14 protein-coding genes are annotated in these 16,723 nt (G+C 57.5%); 8 read left to right on the top strand and 6 right to left on the bottom strand.

Annotated features, from left to right (window positions below):
• Window positions 1–173 precede the first annotated feature (173 nt).
• From NKL06_RS31725 to NKL06_RS31695, 7 genes are read left to right on the top strand one after another with little or no spacing between them, the layout of a single operon-like run.
• A complete protein-coding gene (locus NKL06_RS31725; protein WP_023694793.1) occupies window positions 174–1,556 on the top strand; it encodes a TadA family conjugal transfer-associated ATPase in 1,383 nt (460 codons plus the stop codon).
• A complete protein-coding gene (locus tag NKL06_RS31720; protein ID WP_023694794.1) occupies window positions 1,556–2,527 on the top strand; it encodes a type II secretion system F family protein in 972 nt (323 codons plus the stop codon). The genes NKL06_RS31725 and NKL06_RS31720 overlap by 1 nt, the downstream gene beginning before the upstream one ends.
• An 18-nt stretch (window positions 2,528–2,545) precedes the next feature.
• A complete protein-coding gene (locus NKL06_RS31715) occupies window positions 2,546–3,496 on the top strand; it encodes a type II secretion system F family protein (RefSeq protein WP_023701634.1) in 951 nt (316 codons plus the stop codon).
• A gap of 51 nt (window positions 3,497–3,547) precedes the next feature.
• On the top strand, window positions 3,548–4,087 hold the full coding sequence (locus tag NKL06_RS31710; RefSeq protein WP_031210771.1) for a tetratricopeptide repeat protein: 540 nt from the start codon (window positions 3,548–3,550) through the stop codon (window positions 4,085–4,087).
• A 1-nt stretch (window position 4,088) separates the two neighbouring features.
• Window positions 4,089–4,628, top strand: coding sequence for a prepilin peptidase (locus tag NKL06_RS31705; RefSeq protein WP_023673358.1), 540 nt, complete (start codon window positions 4,089–4,091; stop codon window positions 4,626–4,628).
• A gap of 25 nt (window positions 4,629–4,653) precedes the next feature.
• Window positions 4,654–5,139, top strand: coding sequence for a hypothetical protein (locus NKL06_RS31700; protein WP_352581551.1), 486 nt, complete (start codon window positions 4,654–4,656; stop codon window positions 5,137–5,139).
• Window positions 5,088–5,723 (top strand): phosphatase PAP2 family protein, encoded by a 636-nt coding sequence (locus tag NKL06_RS31695; RefSeq protein WP_352581549.1) that lies wholly within the window; start codon window positions 5,088–5,090, stop codon window positions 5,721–5,723. The genes NKL06_RS31700 and NKL06_RS31695 overlap by 52 nt, the downstream gene beginning before the upstream one ends.
• Before the next feature lie 172 nt (window positions 5,724–5,895).
• Here the strand turns inward: NKL06_RS31695 and NKL06_RS31690 are convergent, their stop codons facing one another.
• From NKL06_RS31690 to NKL06_RS31665, 6 genes are all read right to left on the bottom strand, one after another.
• Entirely contained in the window at window positions 5,896–7,014 is a 1,119-nt protein-coding gene (locus NKL06_RS31690) for a phosphatase PAP2 family protein (protein WP_156939185.1), read from the bottom strand.
• Window positions 7,015–7,366: 352 nt separating this feature from the next.
• Complete coding sequence (locus NKL06_RS31685) at window positions 7,367–8,572, bottom strand: TadE/TadG family type IV pilus assembly protein (RefSeq protein WP_023694800.1); 1,206 nt, start codon at window positions 8,570–8,572, stop codon at window positions 7,367–7,369.
• Window positions 8,573–8,754: 182 nt separating this feature from the next.
• Window positions 8,755–9,636: an alpha/beta hydrolase gene (locus tag NKL06_RS31680; RefSeq protein ID WP_156939186.1), complete on the bottom strand. Its 882-nt coding sequence runs from the start codon at window positions 9,634–9,636 to the stop codon at window positions 8,755–8,757.
• Between the two features lie 128 nt (window positions 9,637–9,764).
• The gene (locus NKL06_RS31675) at window positions 9,765–11,942 is read right to left on the bottom strand and encodes a CapA family protein (RefSeq protein ID WP_198027102.1); all 2,178 of its coding nucleotides are present in this window, start codon (window positions 11,940–11,942) and stop codon (window positions 9,765–9,767) included.
• A gap of 225 nt (window positions 11,943–12,167) precedes the next feature.
• Window positions 12,168–12,620 carry a hypothetical protein gene (locus NKL06_RS31670; RefSeq protein ID WP_023701630.1) on the bottom strand — a complete coding sequence of 151 codons (453 nt, stop codon included), beginning with the start codon at window positions 12,618–12,620 and terminating at the stop codon, window positions 12,168–12,170.
• A 16-nt stretch (window positions 12,621–12,636) separates the two neighbouring features.
• Window positions 12,637–14,646 carry an ATP-grasp domain-containing protein gene (locus NKL06_RS31665; RefSeq protein WP_245271439.1) on the bottom strand — a complete coding sequence of 670 codons (2,010 nt, stop codon included), beginning with the start codon at window positions 14,644–14,646 and terminating at the stop codon, window positions 12,637–12,639.
• A 410-nt stretch (window positions 14,647–15,056) separates the two neighbouring features.
• Between NKL06_RS31665 and NKL06_RS31660 the strand changes: the two genes are divergently transcribed.
• Window positions 15,057–16,637, top strand: a complete 1,581-nt coding sequence (locus NKL06_RS31660; RefSeq protein WP_023694804.1) for a hypothetical protein — start codon at window positions 15,057–15,059, stop codon at window positions 16,635–16,637.
• Window positions 16,638–16,723 lie beyond the last annotated feature (86 nt).

The following is a 16,723-nucleotide window of genomic DNA, read 5'->3' as shown; positions in this document are numbered from 1 at the left end:
TAGTGCGTCACTCGTGTTTGGCAGCGCGAGTGCCGGAAATAAATCGATATTTTTCTGCCGGACTCCTTAACTATGTTGAAAGTATTGGCCTCACGTGAGGTGCCCTGACGCTTGTGCGCCGCTTGGTTAACGTTTAGTTTCGGCTCATATGGGCTCTAGGGGTATAAGGCATTATGCTGGGGCGGTTTATCAAGGGACCGAGTGAGCCGAAGGCGCTGCAGCAGCTAGCGCCGGTGCCAGCAAGCGTGTCGGCACCAGCCCCGTCGGCTGAAGTCGAACCGCATGGCGACGATTTTCTGACGCTCAAGGTCGAGCTGCATCGACATCTGATTGACAGGTTCAATCTTTCCGCTCTTGAAACAGCCTCCAAGGACCAGATCCTCAACGAGATTCGCCCGATCGTTCGCGAGTTCGTTCGCACTCGTGCCGTGCCGCTAAACGCCCGCGAGCTCGACCAGCTAACCAGCGACACCGCTGATGAGATGCTAGGCCTCGGGCCGATCGAACCACTGCTCAAGGACGATTCCGTCAGCGATATCCTTATCAACACGCACGACCGTGTGTTCATCGAGCGGCGCGGCGTGATCGAAGAGACGGCAATCCGTTTCCGCGACGAGGCGCATCTGTTGCGTGTGATCAACAAGATCGTCTCGGCTATAGGCCGGCGCGTCGACGAATCGGCGCCGATGGTCGACGCTCGCCTGGCAGACGGCTCGCGCGTCAACATCGCGGTGCGGCCGATTTCTGTAGATGGTCCGCTGGTGTCGATCCGCAAATTCTCCAAGAATCCCTATTCGCTTGAGCGCCTGATGGCGTTCAATTCGATACGCCCGCCAATGATCGAGCTGCTGCGGATCGCCGTCCAGGCCCGCAAGTCAATCCTGGTCTCGGGCGGCACCGGCAGCGGCAAGACGACCTTGCTCAACGCGCTCTCAAGCTACATCCCGGCCAGAGAGCGCCTGATCACCATCGAGGACGCGGCGGAACTGCAACTGCAGCAGCCGCATGTCGGCCGTCTGGAGACGCGGCCACCGAATGTCGAGGGCAGAGGCGAGGTTCGTCAACGCGAACTGCTGAAGAACGCGCTTCGCATGCGGCCGGACCGCATCATCGTCGGCGAGGTTCGCGGCGAGGAGGCCTTTGACATGCTGCAGGCCATGAACACCGGCCATGAGGGGTCGATGACCACTATCCATGCCAACACGCCTCGCGACGCTATTTCTCGTCTGGAGCAGATGGTCGGCATGGCCGGCATGCCGATGACGCACGAATCCATCCGGGCACAAATCGCTTCGGCCATCGACATCATCGTGCAGACGCAGCGGCTCGCCGATGGCGGCAGGCGCGTAACGTCGATTTCCGAGATTACCGGGATGGAAGGCAATGTCGTCCAACTGCAGGAAATCTATCACTTCGTGAGGCGCGATGTAGCTGCGGATGGAATGATCATAGGGGATTTTCGCGCCACCGGTGTCCGCCCGCGCTTCGCGCCAGAGGCCGCAACGCTGGGGCTCCATTTCGGCAAGGATGCCTTCAACCCGCAGGTCGCCCTCTGATGCTTAGTGGACAGGCGCTGCTTTATTTTATCTACATGCTTGCGGCAGCCTCGGTGATCCTTGCCGGCGAAGCCCTTTACCTTTCTCTGGCCGGTCGCCGCTCCCGACTCGTGGCGGTGAACCACCGGCTCCGTCGTCTCGCTGATGAAGCGCCCGCGGAAAAAACCTTGCAAGGGTTGCTGCGAGAACGCGGCCTGACTGATTCAGGAGATTTCATCTTCGGCTTTGTCTCGCTGAACAGGCTTTATACCCAGTCCGGCATTACCGGAAACCCGATGACCTTTGCAGCCTCGTTTTTTCTGGCCGGCCTGGCGCTGGCTTTGCTCCTCTGGCTTTTCCTTCACGTATCGGCGTCGGCGGCCTTCATCATCTTTCTCGTGGTGGGCTTTGCCTTGCCTGTTCTTGTTTTGCGCCGGGCACGTAACAGACGGATCAAGAAGTTCGCCAAGCAATTGCCCGATGCACTGGACATGATCGTTCGTTCATTGCGCGCAGGGCATCCTGCCTCAGTTGCGATAGGCCTCGTCGCCCGCGAGATACCTGATCCGCTTGGCACGGAATTCGGCATCGTCGCCGACGAGATTACTTTCGGACTCAGCATGGAGCAGGCCGTGCGAAAGTTAACGCAACGGGTCGGCTTCGAGGGACTCAATCTGCTATCGGTGTCGCTTTCTATTCAGGCGAGGACCGGCGGGAATCTTACCGAAATCCTGGCAAATCTCTCGACCGTGCTGCGGGAACGCCAGAAACTGCGGTTGAAGATCAGGGCCTTGTCAGCCGAAGGCCGGGCCTCGGCCTGGATCATTTCCTTGTTTCCGCTCGTCATGTTTGGGGCGCTCTGGCTGATCGCGCCCGGCTACTACGGCAAAGTCTGGAGCAGTCCTCTCATTACGCCTGCATTCGTCATCTGTGGAAGCTGGGCCCTGTTGGGAGACTTTATCATGTACCGAATGGTCAATTTCGATTTCTGACAGGAGCGAGTCATAAATCTGTTTTCGAACACCGACGACCTGACCTTTTTTGTATCCATCGCAGTCTTCGCGTCCGCGGTGGCGCTGTTCCTGTTTGCGGCGCTGGTCTTCCTGCCGGCACTGCAAACGCGAAAGCTGGTCGCGGACAGCCTTTTGGGCGAAGGCTCGGTCGATCCGCGATCGATCCTGGGACGGGACCGCCTGGCCAAGATCGCGGCGCAGAAGCCGGTCGACGCTTACTTCAAGTCGATCGAAAAAGAACGCAGCGAGCCCAATGCTCTGGAGGCGAAACTCTTCCGCGCTGGATTTTATCGAGCGGGTGCACCTGTCGTCTACACGATTTGTCGCCTCGGCGCGGTTTGTATAGGGTTTCTGGCCATGTATGCCCTGCTGTCGTGGGTGCTGCCGCCACGACTGCCCGGATTCCTAACTTTCGGGGGCTCGGCCTTGTTTGGGTTAGGCTGCATCGTCATTCCCAGCATCATGCTGGACCGGTTCGAGAATTCACAGAAACAGATCTATCGTCGCGCCTTCCCCGATTTCATGGATATGATGATCACTTGCGCCGACGCCGGTATGAGCCTCGAGGCCGCGGTCGAACGGGTAAGCCAGGAACTTGCGGCCACGCACAAATGGCTGGGGATTCAGCTGACGATCATGAATCTGCAACTGCGCGCCGGCAAGCCACTTCGGGAAGGGCTTCGCGAACTGGCTGACCGCATTGGCCTTGACGAGGCGCGGGCGCTGGCCGTGCTGTTCCGGCAGTCCGAAGAACTGGGCACCAGCCTGACTGACGCCCTGCGTGTCTACAGCGCGGAGATGCGCAGCCAGAGGATTCTGCAGGCTGAAGAGCGCGCCAACGCCTTGCCTGTCAAAATGATGATCCCACTCGGCCTGTGCATCTTTCCGGTGGTGATGATGGTAATCATGCTGCCGGTGATCATTCGCATGAAGGGCATTTTCTTCTAGGTGCGTATATGCTCTGTTCTTAATATCGGTCGGGGGACTCGGGGAGATTGTATGAATAGGCCAATTGCAATCGTGGCCTGCCTGTTCATGGCGGCACTCGCCGGCTGCCAGACGAACGGAGCGGACGGCGTCGTTCGAACCAACGAGCCGTCGAAAGGCGACGTAACGTCCTTTGGCGATGCGTTCGACGGGTTGAAGACGGTCGGCGATGTTGAATACTACGCCTCGGACCAAGCGGTCGCGGAGGCCAAGAACCAGTTTCGTGCAGAAAATTACGGCAATGCCGGCGCACTGTTCTTCAAGGCGACGCAGCTTGCCCCCAATGATGGCGGCGCCTGGATGGGACTGGCCGCCTCCTGCGACCGGATCCATCGCTTCGACCTTGCCGATCGGGCCTATGGCCGGGCCTTCAAGCTGTTGGGTGCGACGCCCGAATATTACAATAATGTCGGCTATTCCTATCTGTTGCGCGGCAAGCTGCAGGACGCGCGCAGCAATTTCCTCAAGGCCTATGAACTGGCGCCCAATGATCCGACCGTGGTCAACAATCTGAAGCTGCTATCGTCCAGCGTGCAGAACATCGAGCGGTAGGATGTTGTTTGCCGCGTCGCTGTCCATAAAGGCGCTTGTGATCCCTCTGCTGGCATGGGTCGCCTGGATAGACTTCTCGGCCCAGAAGATATCCAACCGTGATGTGCTGCTGCTCTTGTGTCTCGGGCTGGGATCGCTTCAGCTTGTTTCCATAGCAAGCGGATCGTGGTGGGATATGGGATTGAGCGCAATCGCCGGATTTGTGCTGTTCGTCGCGCTCTTTCCGTTCTGGATTTTGCGCAAGGTCGGAGCCGGCGACGTCAAGCTGATGGCGGTCGTTCCGTTTCTGACCGGTGGAAACGGTCTCGCCCTGTTCTCGGTGCTTCTATTGGTTTTCGCCGTCGCCACCGTGGCCATCATGAAAAACCCTTTCATGCTGCCGGCAGGCGCGTTTCGGGTCTATATACAGCACTTGGACCGCAAGGGCGTCGTGCCTTTTGGCGTGCCGATTTCAGCTGCTGCGATCTGCACGATAGCGTTCCAAATCTATGCCACTCTGGCGCTGGTGGGCAGTTCTGGGATACTGCGGCAGCTTAACTAGCGCTTGGTTCCGGAGATTTTCTTCCATGTCGATAGCGCGGCTGGCGATCCGTACCACTTCGGAGGCGTGGCGCGCTAATCAGCCATTTTTCGTGACGGTATTCGCCTATATTCTACTGGCGCTTATTGCTGCGGCGCATTGGAACATCGTCATAAACTTGAAAATATATAATAAGAATTTCTTATTTTTTGGGGCAGCCGTAACCCTGATCCTTCTCGCTGTAGTCCTGGTTCGGTTGACTATTCAACGGCCGGAGCAACCGTTACGTGCCATGAAGGATCTCATGCTGGCCAACAACCTGCCGGATCGAATTGCATTCGGACTGCCCGTTGCGCTCGTCATCCCGCTCTTTTTCTCGATGTTCACCAGCATCAAGGGGGGACTCAGCAGGATCCAACCATTCTACGCCGACACGTCCCTGGTGGCGATCGACAGGGCAATTCATGGCGGGGTCGATGCATGGAGGTTTTTCATCCTATGCTTGGCTTTGGCCCTGTCACCTTTTCGCTGAACGTTCTTTACAATCTCTGGTTTGCCGAGGTTTTCATCGTTTTGTTTTGCGTCGCTTTTTCAGCGAGGAATGGACGGCTGCGTTCCCAGTTTCTGGTCGCGTTTGTCCTTACCTGGGTGTTGATAGGTAACGTTTTGGCGGCAGCCTTCGCTTCAGTTGGGCCGGCATTCTTTATGCCCTTTTACGGCGATGGTACCTTTTCTCCCCTGATGGACTACCTTCAGTCGACCAATTTGACCTATACCGTCTCGGCGCTGGTTACGCAAAATTATCTGCTGGTCGATGCCGGGTTTGATGGTCCACGCGTGGGCAGCGGCATTTCAGCCTTTCCGTCGTTGCACGTGGCTGTCGCGACCCTGAACGCGATTTATCTCTGGCGTTTCGGGCGTTTGCTCCGCTGGGCCAGCATTGCGTTTCTGGCCGCAATCCAGCTGGGCTCGGTGCACTTGGCCTGGCACTATGCGGTCGATGGATACGCTTCCATGCTGATGACGCCAATCATCTGGGCAATTTCAAGACGACTGTCGAACGCCCAGCCTTGTCTTCAAATCGGTATGAAAGATCGTCGGGTCGAAATAAACTGAGCTTGCTTGTACCGCGATTGTACACGGCTAGCTCCTATTCCAATGAGATCACCTTCTCACCTACAAATCGCCAACAATAGCGTGTTGAGGGGCGCCATGGCTACATTGAGACTTGGTATTGCGTGAAACAGCGCCTGCCGCTCGAACGGTGGCTCCGTCGAAATGTAATCTGTTATTGCTTTGCGCCTGTAAGCTTTCCTGTGGCACGCCAGATCAGACACACCAGGATGATCGAGACATAGCCGTCAATGGCATAGTGCCAACCGAAATAGACCGAGCCGAACATGATCGCTGCGACGTAAAGCCAGGCGAAGATGCCGGCCGTCCGGTTGATGCTGCTAAGCAGCAGCGCGTTAAGCGTAACCACGGCGACATGGAAGCTTGGCATGGCGGATATGCCGGTCCCGATCGAGGCCTGGCGGCTGGTGTAGGACGAATAGAGATAGTCGCTTATGCGCAGGATGGCCGGGCCTGCATTGCTGCTTCGAAGCGAGGCGGTGAGATCGTCAAACAGGTCCGGGTCAAACAGCCGGTCGTAGAAAATTGGCCCTGCGGATGATCCTATTATCCGCACAAAGATGCCGAGGATGACCGCAGTCGCAGAGAGCGACAAGAAGTATCGCTGGCGCTTGGCGGCGTCGTCCATCCATGCGGCTGAGACGACCACGAAGGCGACGGCCACGAACCATAATTGGGCGTAGAGGACATAGAGGATTTGATCGACAACACCTGGCAAGGGAACCGAGCGCGCCCAACTCCAGACATGCCCGAAATGCAAGGCCGCATCGATTTCGGCAAGCTGCCGATCGGCGAAGAACGGCACCATCTGCGCAAGCTCATACTTGTAGGTGGTGAAGGCGGCCAGGCAGAGAATGAAGATACCAAGGGTGGGGGTCGCGCTGCGCCAGCGGGAGCTGATTTTCGCGAGGAACCAAGTTGCCGGGGCTCGTCGGTCGCTGAATGGTGCCGCGATGCCGATCCCGAGCAGGATGATGAAGGGCAGCAGGAAATAGAGGATCAGCAGCCGCTGCGTTCCCAGTGCCGCGAGGTAGGTTTCAGGGAAAAGGCCAGCCGCGACGCCGGCGTAGCAAAGGCCGAAGATCGCCAGTTTTGCCGATAGCCCTATCCTCGGTGCGGAAGTTAGGTCAGCGCTCGCCGCCATATTCGCTTCTTTGGCGGGTTTTTCTTCAGAAGGACCGGAGCGTCGGCCGCGACCGGAGCCGGTGGGGTAAACATCAAGTATTGGACGACGGTGACGAACCCGCCGGCACCGGCGCTCGCAATCGCGCAAATCAGAAGCATTCTCAAAAAGCTCACGCGGAAATCGCTCCTCAAGCTGGGAGAGAGGATGCGCTCGACTTGGTTAAGAAGCAACTACTACGATGGCCAGAAAGGAGAGACCGATGGCCGTCTAGAGCAGCGAGGCTAGAGGTCTTTGCAAATACCATCGCCAGCCTGCTGCACCTCGCTCGGGTTCGCAGTCTCGGCGAATGCTGTAAAGGCGCGTAGATCGGTGAAAACGACGGTCACCCCGCGACGGTGACTTTAGAAGCGTGGTCGCATCCCGTTAAGGACTGCGTTTGAGAGTTCGCTAACTCAGGGGAAGGGCACCTTCGAAGCCACGAAGCGGGTACCGTCTCCATCTATTGCAGCAACGCGATTGCTGCGTCTCCGAGACCCTTTGGTGGGGTGCCGCTGTAGCCATCCAGGTTGACGCTCGAATCTCCATTGTAAGAGAATTGCCAAGCAACAATCCATCCCAGGCCGGTAGCCAACTTCTTGTCATTGGTCCCTTTCATTTTAAGGTGGTGCATTGGCGAGTATATTGTACCATTTACCCAGTAATTCTTATTTATTGCGAGCGATATAGTCGGCAACAATGGCAAGGCGGTACGCGATCCGAAGATGGCAATGCCGGTATAAACGCCGCTTGTAGGAGCGGAAAGTTCCATGGCGCCGTTACCAACTGCCTGTATGATGCTGGACTTGGAATCGACGAATATGGTGACTTCCTTGCCTGTTATTTTCGCATTGTTGCTGATGCCGACTATCGCATTGTGAAAGTAGTGAACGCCTGGGGAAAGCACAATTTTTCCACCGAAGTCGATGCTTCCGCAGAACACCCGCCCGGCCGGAATGGTGACATCCGAGAGCGCCTGGTTGCTGTAATCGCAACCGGTCGGGGGAACCGGTTCTGGTGTGGTGACAAGTGGGTCGGCGAGGAAGGGCTGGTTCGTCTTCGGGGAAACACTGTATCCGCCGCCTTGGTAATTGCCGACTACCGAGATTTTTGTCGCGGCGATTTTGCCGGCCCCAACGTGTCTCAGTGCTTCGGGGCTGGAAGAATTTACCTGAATGCCACAATTTGGCACCGACACCTTTCCCAACCCGGTCACACTCAGCGCTCCGGTTGACTCTGGATCGAGAGCATAGATGCAGTATTCCGGGGGCGCCTTTCGTGCCTTTGCCGTGACGTGAAGGCTGATCGCCCGAATGCCGGCAAGGTTCATAAAGTCCGTCGGCATTGAGGCGGTGATTTCAACTGCTGCCTCCCGGGACACGGGAGTGGGCGTTGTGATGTCGACTTCAACCACCCCGCCGACCGCAAAAGAGCCGTTGCCAAGCGCAATGTTCTTGGCGGCCGCGACGGCTTCCTCGTCTCCACCGTCGCTCTCTATAGCTGCCAGAGCCGCTGAATCGGCCAACTCTTGCAGTCTGGACTTCCAGGTGACGGCACTGGTAAGGTCAATGGCCACGCCCAAGACCAAGCATAGCGGTAGCGCCACCAACGCCGCTGCCACGGCAAAGTTTCCGCTCCTATCGAGCAGCAGGTCCTTCAGCTTTCGCATTGAGATGCCCTCGCAGAGAAGCAGCCTAGATCGAATCGCGTTTAAACTTTACTAAATTAGAATGTCCTAACTAAATTGCATTCCGCTGCAGGCTGCGCAAACTTTGGCCAAGCGACTCGCGCTAGGCTATCTCGCTCATCGAGGTATCTACATCTTGCCGAGCTACAGGACCGCAGATCCCGCTATTTGAGTCCGAATGCGCTCGCTGCCTGATCCGAACCCAACATATCACTTGCCGAATGCCCGACGCCCGGCAAGATCACAAGACGCCAGTTAAAGGGCCACCCGTTGGCGGTAGCGACAGCTTGCGCCAACTCGTATGTGTACTGCCCCCGTTCCAACCGCGTCGCCCCTTGGCGCATGGCGGCCGCACCTTCGTTCAGCTCGGCATCGCCTGTATCGTCCTCTCCAAGATAGATCGTCAGCGGCAAGGCCAGATACGCTTTCATCTCCTCGGTGGCTTGATCCGGCGTATAGACGCATCCCGAGGAGACGCAGCCGAGGCCGTAGGCCACGGATTCCGCCAGCGAGGGCAAAACATATGAGGACGGATTGGCAACCACCAATCTTTTCGCATCGGCTAGGGCGAATGCGGCAACACGAGACGTGAACTGGCCGCCGGCGGAGTGCCCGAAAAGGTAATACTGCGCGTTCGGCAGTCCTTCTCGCGACCTCGCCCAGTTCACCAGGCCCTTCACATACCAGACGGTCCATCGTTCTCGCGGCTGAATAGCGCCGCTGTTGACGATCCCCCCACGTTGATAGCTCCAGCTTGGGAACCTTTCCAAGTCAAAGAGTGGCGCCATGACGATCAGGCAGTTTCGATCAGCGAGAGACTGCGCATAGTCCCTGTAGGAAGACGCCGTTCGGCTCAACCCATGGAAGACGAACAGAATCGCGGGATTGCTGCAGCTCTTGGGGTGGTAGGTATAGACCGTCAGCTTCGTCCCGTTGATGGTTGCTGTGGTCGTACCCTTGCCCACCTTCCAGGCAAGCACCGGGCCTGAGTAAATCAGGCTGCAGGCCATCACCGCCGCAGCCAACAGACGGATCAGAAATCGCACCTGTCGCTCCTATGGACAATCCACATGATGCCATATTCCATTAGAGATTTCTAAACAAATCAAAACCGCCTGGGCGGTAAAGACTTCGTTTCAGTCATGGGGACTTGGCGCTTGCCGAAGGCTGGCCGTCAGCACGAGGGGATAGACAATTTGAGGCATCTGTCCTGGACATCGGCTACTGCACTGCCCAGTCCAGGCGACAAATCGAGCAGCCGATCGATCGTCGCCCGGCCGGCCGCCCCTCCCATTATTTTTGGTTGGTAGTCGAGGCGCGGATCTCTGTTTTGAGCGTAAACGGGGTATATATCCAGACCTATCTGCCGCGCACCAAAGTGGAAGCACGGCAAGATAGACTCACCCCGGCTGCTTCCCGACCCAAAGGCGAAATTGCCGACACTGTATAGTATCGGCCGATCTTTATAGATCTCGATCGGCTGGAGGATATGTGGATGATGGCCGATGACGGCGTCGGCGCCGAAGTCGATAAACTGCCGTGCTTTCACGCGGTTTTGCTCTGTAGGTTGGCGCCGGTATGTAGCAGTAAACCAATGCACCATCACCGCGATCCGATCGACCAGCGGCCGCAGTCGTGCGAGGTCACGCTCGACCAATTCGGGCAGATCTTGAGCGGAGCCTGGAAGTTCGCCACGAGCCGCCGTTCGGTCGTTCCAGTAATATCCGAGAAGTCCGATTCGGATATCCACGCCGTCAAAAATCGCCGGATCGTGGGCCGAGTTCTGGTTCCTACCGCCACCGTACGGTTTGATAGAATGTCGCTCCAGCGTGTCGAGCGTCTCAACTACGCCACCCGGACCGCAGTCCTGAATGTGGTTGTTCGCAATGGTCATGGCAGCAAAGCCGGCGCGGCGTAAGACAGCGGCTGACTTGGGATCAACCTTGTATGAGTATTTCTTACTGGGATCTGCTTCCTCGGATGTGGAGGCGAACGGCCCTTCAAGGTTTCCAGTTATCAAAGCGCTGCGCCTAAAGATCGGCTTGACCCACGCGAGGGGATAGTCCGGGCCGAACCTGCGGATACGATGGCGCATCCGCATGCCCGTCATGACGTCTCCGACCGCGGCGAGATGGTATGGTGCGGTCGTGGACGATGAAAGGAACAGTTCAAGTTGGTCCGGGTCGAGGAGATCGCCATCGTCCGGAATTATGACTTCCGGAAACTTTTCGCGAATTTTGGCAACATGGCGCTGCACGTCTAGAGAGCCGCTGAGGCGGTGAGGGAGAGGCGGAACTGACGGCGCGAGCAGCATGTCGGTCACAAGCGAACTAAAACCGATCCCGCGCTTCTCGAAGATCTCCCGGATCGGCGTTTTGTAAAGCCCGCCGGACGCCACGCTGTCCGTATGAAGAAGGCACGAGACAAAGCTGCGTGGTGATGATCTGATAGACCTGGTTTTGACCCGGGAGGGAGCGAAGGGGCTGTCAGATAGTCGCCCAAGCTCCAAAAGGGCACCAACAACCAACTCCATGCAGGCAAATTCGTGCCCGAGAAATACTTTGTGCAGATCCCACATCGCCCCCGCGAGGGCTTGTGCGACCAGCGCCTCCTGCGGCTGCATTTCGTCATCGTCAATGCGGGTCTCATTGGCAAGGCTGCCCGCAGGCACAAACTCAGCATCGTGACGAGCGTGCCAGCACCCGACGTGGGGGCTCGATAGCATGGAGGCGGCCAGATAAGTGCTCACGGCATATTCAAGGGCACCCGGTCTGCTGAACGCGGCACGCGGTGCACGCAACCTGTCGGCCTGCACATCAGCGGTATGACGCACGACGTGAAGCCCGAACGCCTTGTATATTTTGCCGGCGTCGTGGGATGGGTCGCAGCGATAGGTGCCGCCTGAAATTCGTGGCAGCCACCCTTCCGCGGTGACCCCGTGCCCCGGACCGAAAAGTAACTCTCCGCAAAGCGGCATTGAAAAGTCGTCGAGATTTTCCGTTCTTGCTGGGTAACGATATCTGGCCCCTTTGACCGGCACCCAGCTGCTGGTGTCCTCAGGACTGCCCGGTCGTGGGCTCGGCCGACGTGCATTGACGATCGCCCTGACTTTCGGCAGGGAGCCTATTCCAGATGAACGAAGTGCATCGTTGATGCGCTGGCTCATCAAGGAGACGTGGTAGTAGACGTTGACCTGGCCAAAGCCCGCGGCGGCCTCGCGGCTTTCCCATCCACCGCAATCGCCATCGCCGGACGGCTTGAAAGAAAAATTGCCATACTCGTCGGGCGACACCTCGCCCATCTGGCCAGTCGGCCAATCCTCTTCCATGCCTGGATGGCTGATGACGTCCACGTACCGCCCCCGCAGGCCCCGCCTTCCAGCGCGCTGGGAAAGATAGGGCAATTCGACGTCCGCCAGATACACGCGGCCGCCGGTAAAGTCCGAGTCACATGGCTCCCAGACGTAAACAGAGCCAGTCGCCATATTTACTCCCTTGTCGAGCTTACTGCTTTCGCCGTCATGCCGTGCGCAAAGCAGTAACTGCTGCCCCGAGGTGCCTTCACCCTCGCTTTCCCGTCAATGCGTGTCTATCGGACTACTGTCTTTTTTCTTGTTCCCGGTCGACCCATTGCGGGCACCTGATGCGTCAGTAGCCTCGCCAAGCTCCCGCCGTGCATTGTCCAGCACTTCCGAGAGCGATCCCTCACCGATCAGCTTGAGTTCCTTCGCGACCACATTCGATTTTGTGAGCGGCCATTTGTCTAGCGACGCTGCGCGCACGAAGCCATACGCCGACGGCATGCGGACCATCAGCCAGCCCAGGTTCACCATCTCCGCAGTGAACTCCCGCACAAATTTTGCCCCCCCTATACGACGCCCGGTCAAGCGCCTGAATGTCTTGTAAGACATCCTTGCACGGGTTCTAGGCTCCCCCGCCTTGTTCTTGGTGCGTTGCAGGGCCAAGGCGACGAGTGCTGCCGCGTCGCCTTGCGAAACATTTGGTGTCGCAGTTGCTAAAACAGTATCCATGAACGCTACTCCCTTTTTACCTCAGCAGAGAAACTCCTGCTTGCTGGTGAACTCCAATTGCGTAAGGTCGATTCGAAGGTGGCGACTCCACCTCATCGAACCATGCATCCCGTTTTGCCAGATACGAAATTGCCATTGCATGCATTGCAGCCTTGAGCTGCGGCGGTCGCGACGCAAACGTGGCAGGTTCCGAAACCAGCTCGCCAGATCCCGATGCAAGCGTCATCTTGGCTCCGGACCCATCGGTGCTCCACCGCATCGATAGAGCCAATCCACCGCGTTGTAGATGTCGCCGCAAATCAGGGCCAAGCTCAGTCTCGGCACTTGTCAGAATCAATCTTTCAACAGGCAGCGCCGACAACGCCTGGCGGGATACGAAATCCTCATTGTCGACGATAAAACAGCCATGGTTACCGGCGTTCAGAACTGCTTTGGCGAGGTTTTTGAGAATCTCGCAATTCTCGAGGTCCGTCGCCGTCACCGACACGGCGTGGCAAGCGCCCAGACCGAGACCGTTCTCCGAGATTCTTGCTGGAGAAGCGGCATAAACCAGTGCTTCCAACAAAGGATCCCTGGCCAGCATTTGCGGGGTTGCCCGCTGGCTGAATCCTTGTGGTGCGGTGTTGATGTAGGCGCCTTTCTTCGACAAGAGGCCGATGCTCCGCCCCTCTGCCATGAACCGGTGCTCGATTGCTTTTGCCACCATGCTGGTATGCCGGTCGCCAAGGACGAGCACCGTGGCAACTTCCGATGAAGCCGGATCGTCATACATATTGGCCAGGATTATCTCGCTCACATCCCTTGCCGTGCCGGCCCGCGGCCAAAGATGAAACTCGATCCCTGGTCTAGCGTTCACCTCGATGACAGTGCACCCGACATCTTTGTGAGATTGCGCAATGTCGGGCATGATCAGATCCAACCCGGCAATACTGAGCCCAATGACCCTGGCGATACGTTCACATAGCTTATGATTGTCCGGATGGACGGAGTTTGTAACGTCGACCGGTACGCCTCCGCGTGCGAGGTGACCGTTTGGTCGCAGAACCACCTGCTGCCCGGCAATCGGGATAGTCTCCATCGTAAGATGGTGCAATGACAGGTGTCTAAGCAGGTCGTCGTCGATTTCCAGACGCGACAGACGCCTGCCGTCCCTGTCAGGTTCCCGATTCAAATCATCGATCAAGTGGCGCAGCGTTTTTTCGCCGTCGCCAGTAACCTGCGGCGGGCAACATAGGACTGCCGCCACGACACGAAAATCAACAATCGTCGCTCGATACTCCGGGCCGGCGATGAACTCTTCTACCAGCACGCCATACCGGTCAGACTGAGCCACCTGGCACGCTATGTCGAACGCGGCTTCAACAGCTCGGCGTCCCCGCAGCTTGACTGAAACTCCGCGCCCCTGATTGCCTTGGGCGGGTTTCACCACCACAGATTTGCCCAGCTGCTTGGCGGCAGCGACCGCCTCGGATTTGCTGCGAACCGTAAGCTGGCGCGGTACGGGCAAGCCGGCCTGCGCCAAAAGCCTGTTGCCCAGCCTCTTGTCGAGGGCCACTTTCGCGGACGCAAACGATGTCGAACCGGATATCGTCGAGAAGAGCTGCTTTTGGTTTTTGCCTTGGCCGAGACGAAGGTGGTTGCGCGCGACAAACTCGAACGGGATGCGGTTCCTCTTGGCGGCCGCAACCAGCACTGCGGTCGAATTTGAAAGTCGCCGTTTCTTTGCTCTTTCCAGGTTCAATTCCCGTGCGAGGGAATACTTCGATGTGGCATCCCCATCTCGCGTTGCCTCGCTGACCGCATGAACGACAGCCGCCGCGGCCGCGCGCGACATTTGCGGGTCGTCCGACTCCCAGACGATGACTGAATTGCTCTCGGACGGATCGCTCACCAACGTGGCCACAGTTGGAAACGAATAAAAATTCATCGCGCGGCGAAGCTCGAGGTCCGCGGCCAGGATCGCATCAGCAAGATACGAAGCTACCGATGCATCCTGCTCGCACTCCGGAAAGAGATCGGAAAGCACCAATCGGACCTCATGAGTAAAACCGGAGACGCGGGCAGTAGCCAGTTGCCCTAAATTCAGCGTCAATTTAACGACTGTATTCGCGTTATACACGTTGAGGCCGGATAGCGTCTTGAACCCGGTGATCTCAAACGGCTCTAATTCCCCAACTGGGCATACTATAGCCATACATTTTGCCCCCGAATTAACCTTCCGTCTGCTCTACGAAAGGTTCCTGCCTCCATCGCTTGCGCGCAACCCTCAGTTATATTATGGTTAGCTAATGGTTAAGGCAACAAAAAAATAAAGGGAGGTTGGAGCCAGAGGAAAACAAATCTTAAATTAAGTTTTAAATAAAAAGACTCGAACTGCGTAATTGAAGTAGTGTTGGGGTGGGTATCATGTCTGTTTGTAGAATTCAGCGCGGGCGCATGAAGAAAGCCAAGCGTTCGTTCGCGACTCGCCGGGTCGCGGCCTCGCACATGCGCACGTTGATCACAGGTTCCTTGCAGCCGACCGCAGGCGATCTTGTCCTGGCTCGTGTGGACAAACTCGGCAATCACAGCAGATTGGAGCTGATCAACGGGAGAAAGGCGATCATGTTTCCCGGCGATGAGATAATCATTTGTTATGGAAACAGATACGCACCGGACCAGTTCGAAGCTGTTATTGGCCCTGATCTCGGACCATGTGACCTAGTGGCGGGGGGGGGCATCGCAGCGTGTGAGCTTTCCAGACATGATCGCATGATTGCGCCAACAAAGATCACCCCTCTCGGACTGATCGGGGACAAGTTCGGTCGCCGATTGAATGTTTGGGATTACAAGGTCAGCTCCGACGACCTTCGCCCCTCTCTGCCGATTGTCCTGTCGCTGGGAACATCCATGAACGCGGGAAAGACATTGACGGCGACGTCGTTGGTAAGAGGTTTCAAAAGAGCAGGGCTTAAGGTTGCCGCGCTGAAGATTACCGGAACCGGGTCCGGTGGCGACACCTGGATTGTGCGCGATGCGGGCGCTGACATCGTTCTTGATTTCACCGACGCCGGGTTTGCAACCACCTATCTTGCCTCGGTGGAAATGATCGAAAAGGGCGCTTTCCGCCTGCTGAACCATGCTGCCGAAAATGGATGCGACGTTGCTGTCATCGAGATTGCCGACGGGCTGCAGCAGAAGGAAACGTCCGAGTTAATTCTGGCGGAATCATTTCGCAGCATGGCTCTTGGCACGATATTCGCGTCCTACGACGCGATGGGTGCAAAGTATGGAGTGGATACGTTGCGCGCTGCCGGCCACAAGGTGCTGGCCATCAGCGGCAGACTTGGCCGATCCCCGCTTGGCGTGAGAGAGGCTGAGGAAGCTACCGGGCTGCATTGCTATTCCCCGTGGGATCTCCAGGATGGCGCGCTCGGTCCTGTGTTTAGGGCCCGCGCTGCGGACAAACTGTCCAATGGGCAGAGCAACAACCCGTACCTGCGGCGCATTGCGGCATCGTCGGAGGCAGCCATGCCGGTCGGCGTGGATCGAGCCCATTCTCACCAACTCCGGATTGATTTCTTGGCAAAGGTCGCGCGCGAGTTGATTGTAGCCGAACTTGGAGAAGTAAATGCCAATGGCAGCCTGGCGACGTGGCCCAGTCCATTCGGAAGCATCTTGGTCACTCTGCCTGAGCGGCCTTCCCAGGGTTCTATCCCCACATTCATGTCGGTGCAGGCGCCCACGGAACTAGTAGAGGCAGCAGTGCTGGCAAAAAGCCGCGGTGCCCTCAAGTCGTCGCTCTGCGGCATCTTGCAGGCCCTCGGCTGCGCTCCGCTCCCGGCTGCCCGGATGTCCTACCTGCTGAATGAAACCTGGTCAATGTTTGAGGCGGCCGATCATCACGACAGACCTCTGCAAAACGCACTTGAGGCGCCGCCGTTGGATGCTCATGATGACATTGATGCGGTGATCATGAATTTCTCTGGCCTCTTCAATGAGCATTCTGATCAGCACGCTCCCCTTGGACGCGCGTGAAAGACGGTGTCCCGATGAACACACGAGGCAGGCGTCGGTATAGCGGCCCCCTCAGCGAAATGTGGAGAAAGTCGATACCCGGCCTT

The sequence above is a fragment of the Mesorhizobium sp. C268A genome (genome assembly GCF_040324475.1).
GTDB lineage: Bacteria > Pseudomonadota > Alphaproteobacteria > Rhizobiales > Rhizobiaceae > Mesorhizobium.
Note: the sequence above shows the minus strand (reverse complement) of the source record. Positions and strands in the feature narration are given on the sequence as shown.

Coding starts and splice junctions, on each gene's coding strand:
- NKL06_RS31660 (WP_023694804.1), top strand. CDS start 15,057: ATGAAGAAAGCCAAGCGTTCGTTCGCGACTCGCCGGGTCGCGGCCTCG.
- NKL06_RS31720 (WP_023694794.1), top strand. CDS start 1,556: ATGCTTAGTGGACAGGCGCTGCTTTATTTTATCTACATGCTTGCGGCA.
- NKL06_RS31695 (WP_352581549.1), top strand. CDS start 5,088: ATGGAGGTTTTTCATCCTATGCTTGGCTTTGGCCCTGTCACCTTTTCG.
- NKL06_RS31685 (WP_023694800.1), bottom strand. CDS start 8,572: ATGCGAAAGCTGAAGGACCTGCTGCTCGATAGGAGCGGAAACTTTGCC.
- NKL06_RS31670 (WP_023701630.1), bottom strand. CDS start 12,620: ATGGATACTGTTTTAGCAACTGCGACACCAAATGTTTCGCAAGGCGAC.
- NKL06_RS31710 (WP_031210771.1), top strand. CDS start 3,548: ATGAATAGGCCAATTGCAATCGTGGCCTGCCTGTTCATGGCGGCACTC.
- NKL06_RS31700 (WP_352581551.1), top strand. CDS start 4,654: ATGTCGATAGCGCGGCTGGCGATCCGTACCACTTCGGAGGCGTGGCGC.
- NKL06_RS31705 (WP_023673358.1), top strand. CDS start 4,089: ATGTTGTTTGCCGCGTCGCTGTCCATAAAGGCGCTTGTGATCCCTCTG.
- NKL06_RS31725 (WP_023694793.1), top strand. CDS start 174: ATGCTGGGGCGGTTTATCAAGGGACCGAGTGAGCCGAAGGCGCTGCAG.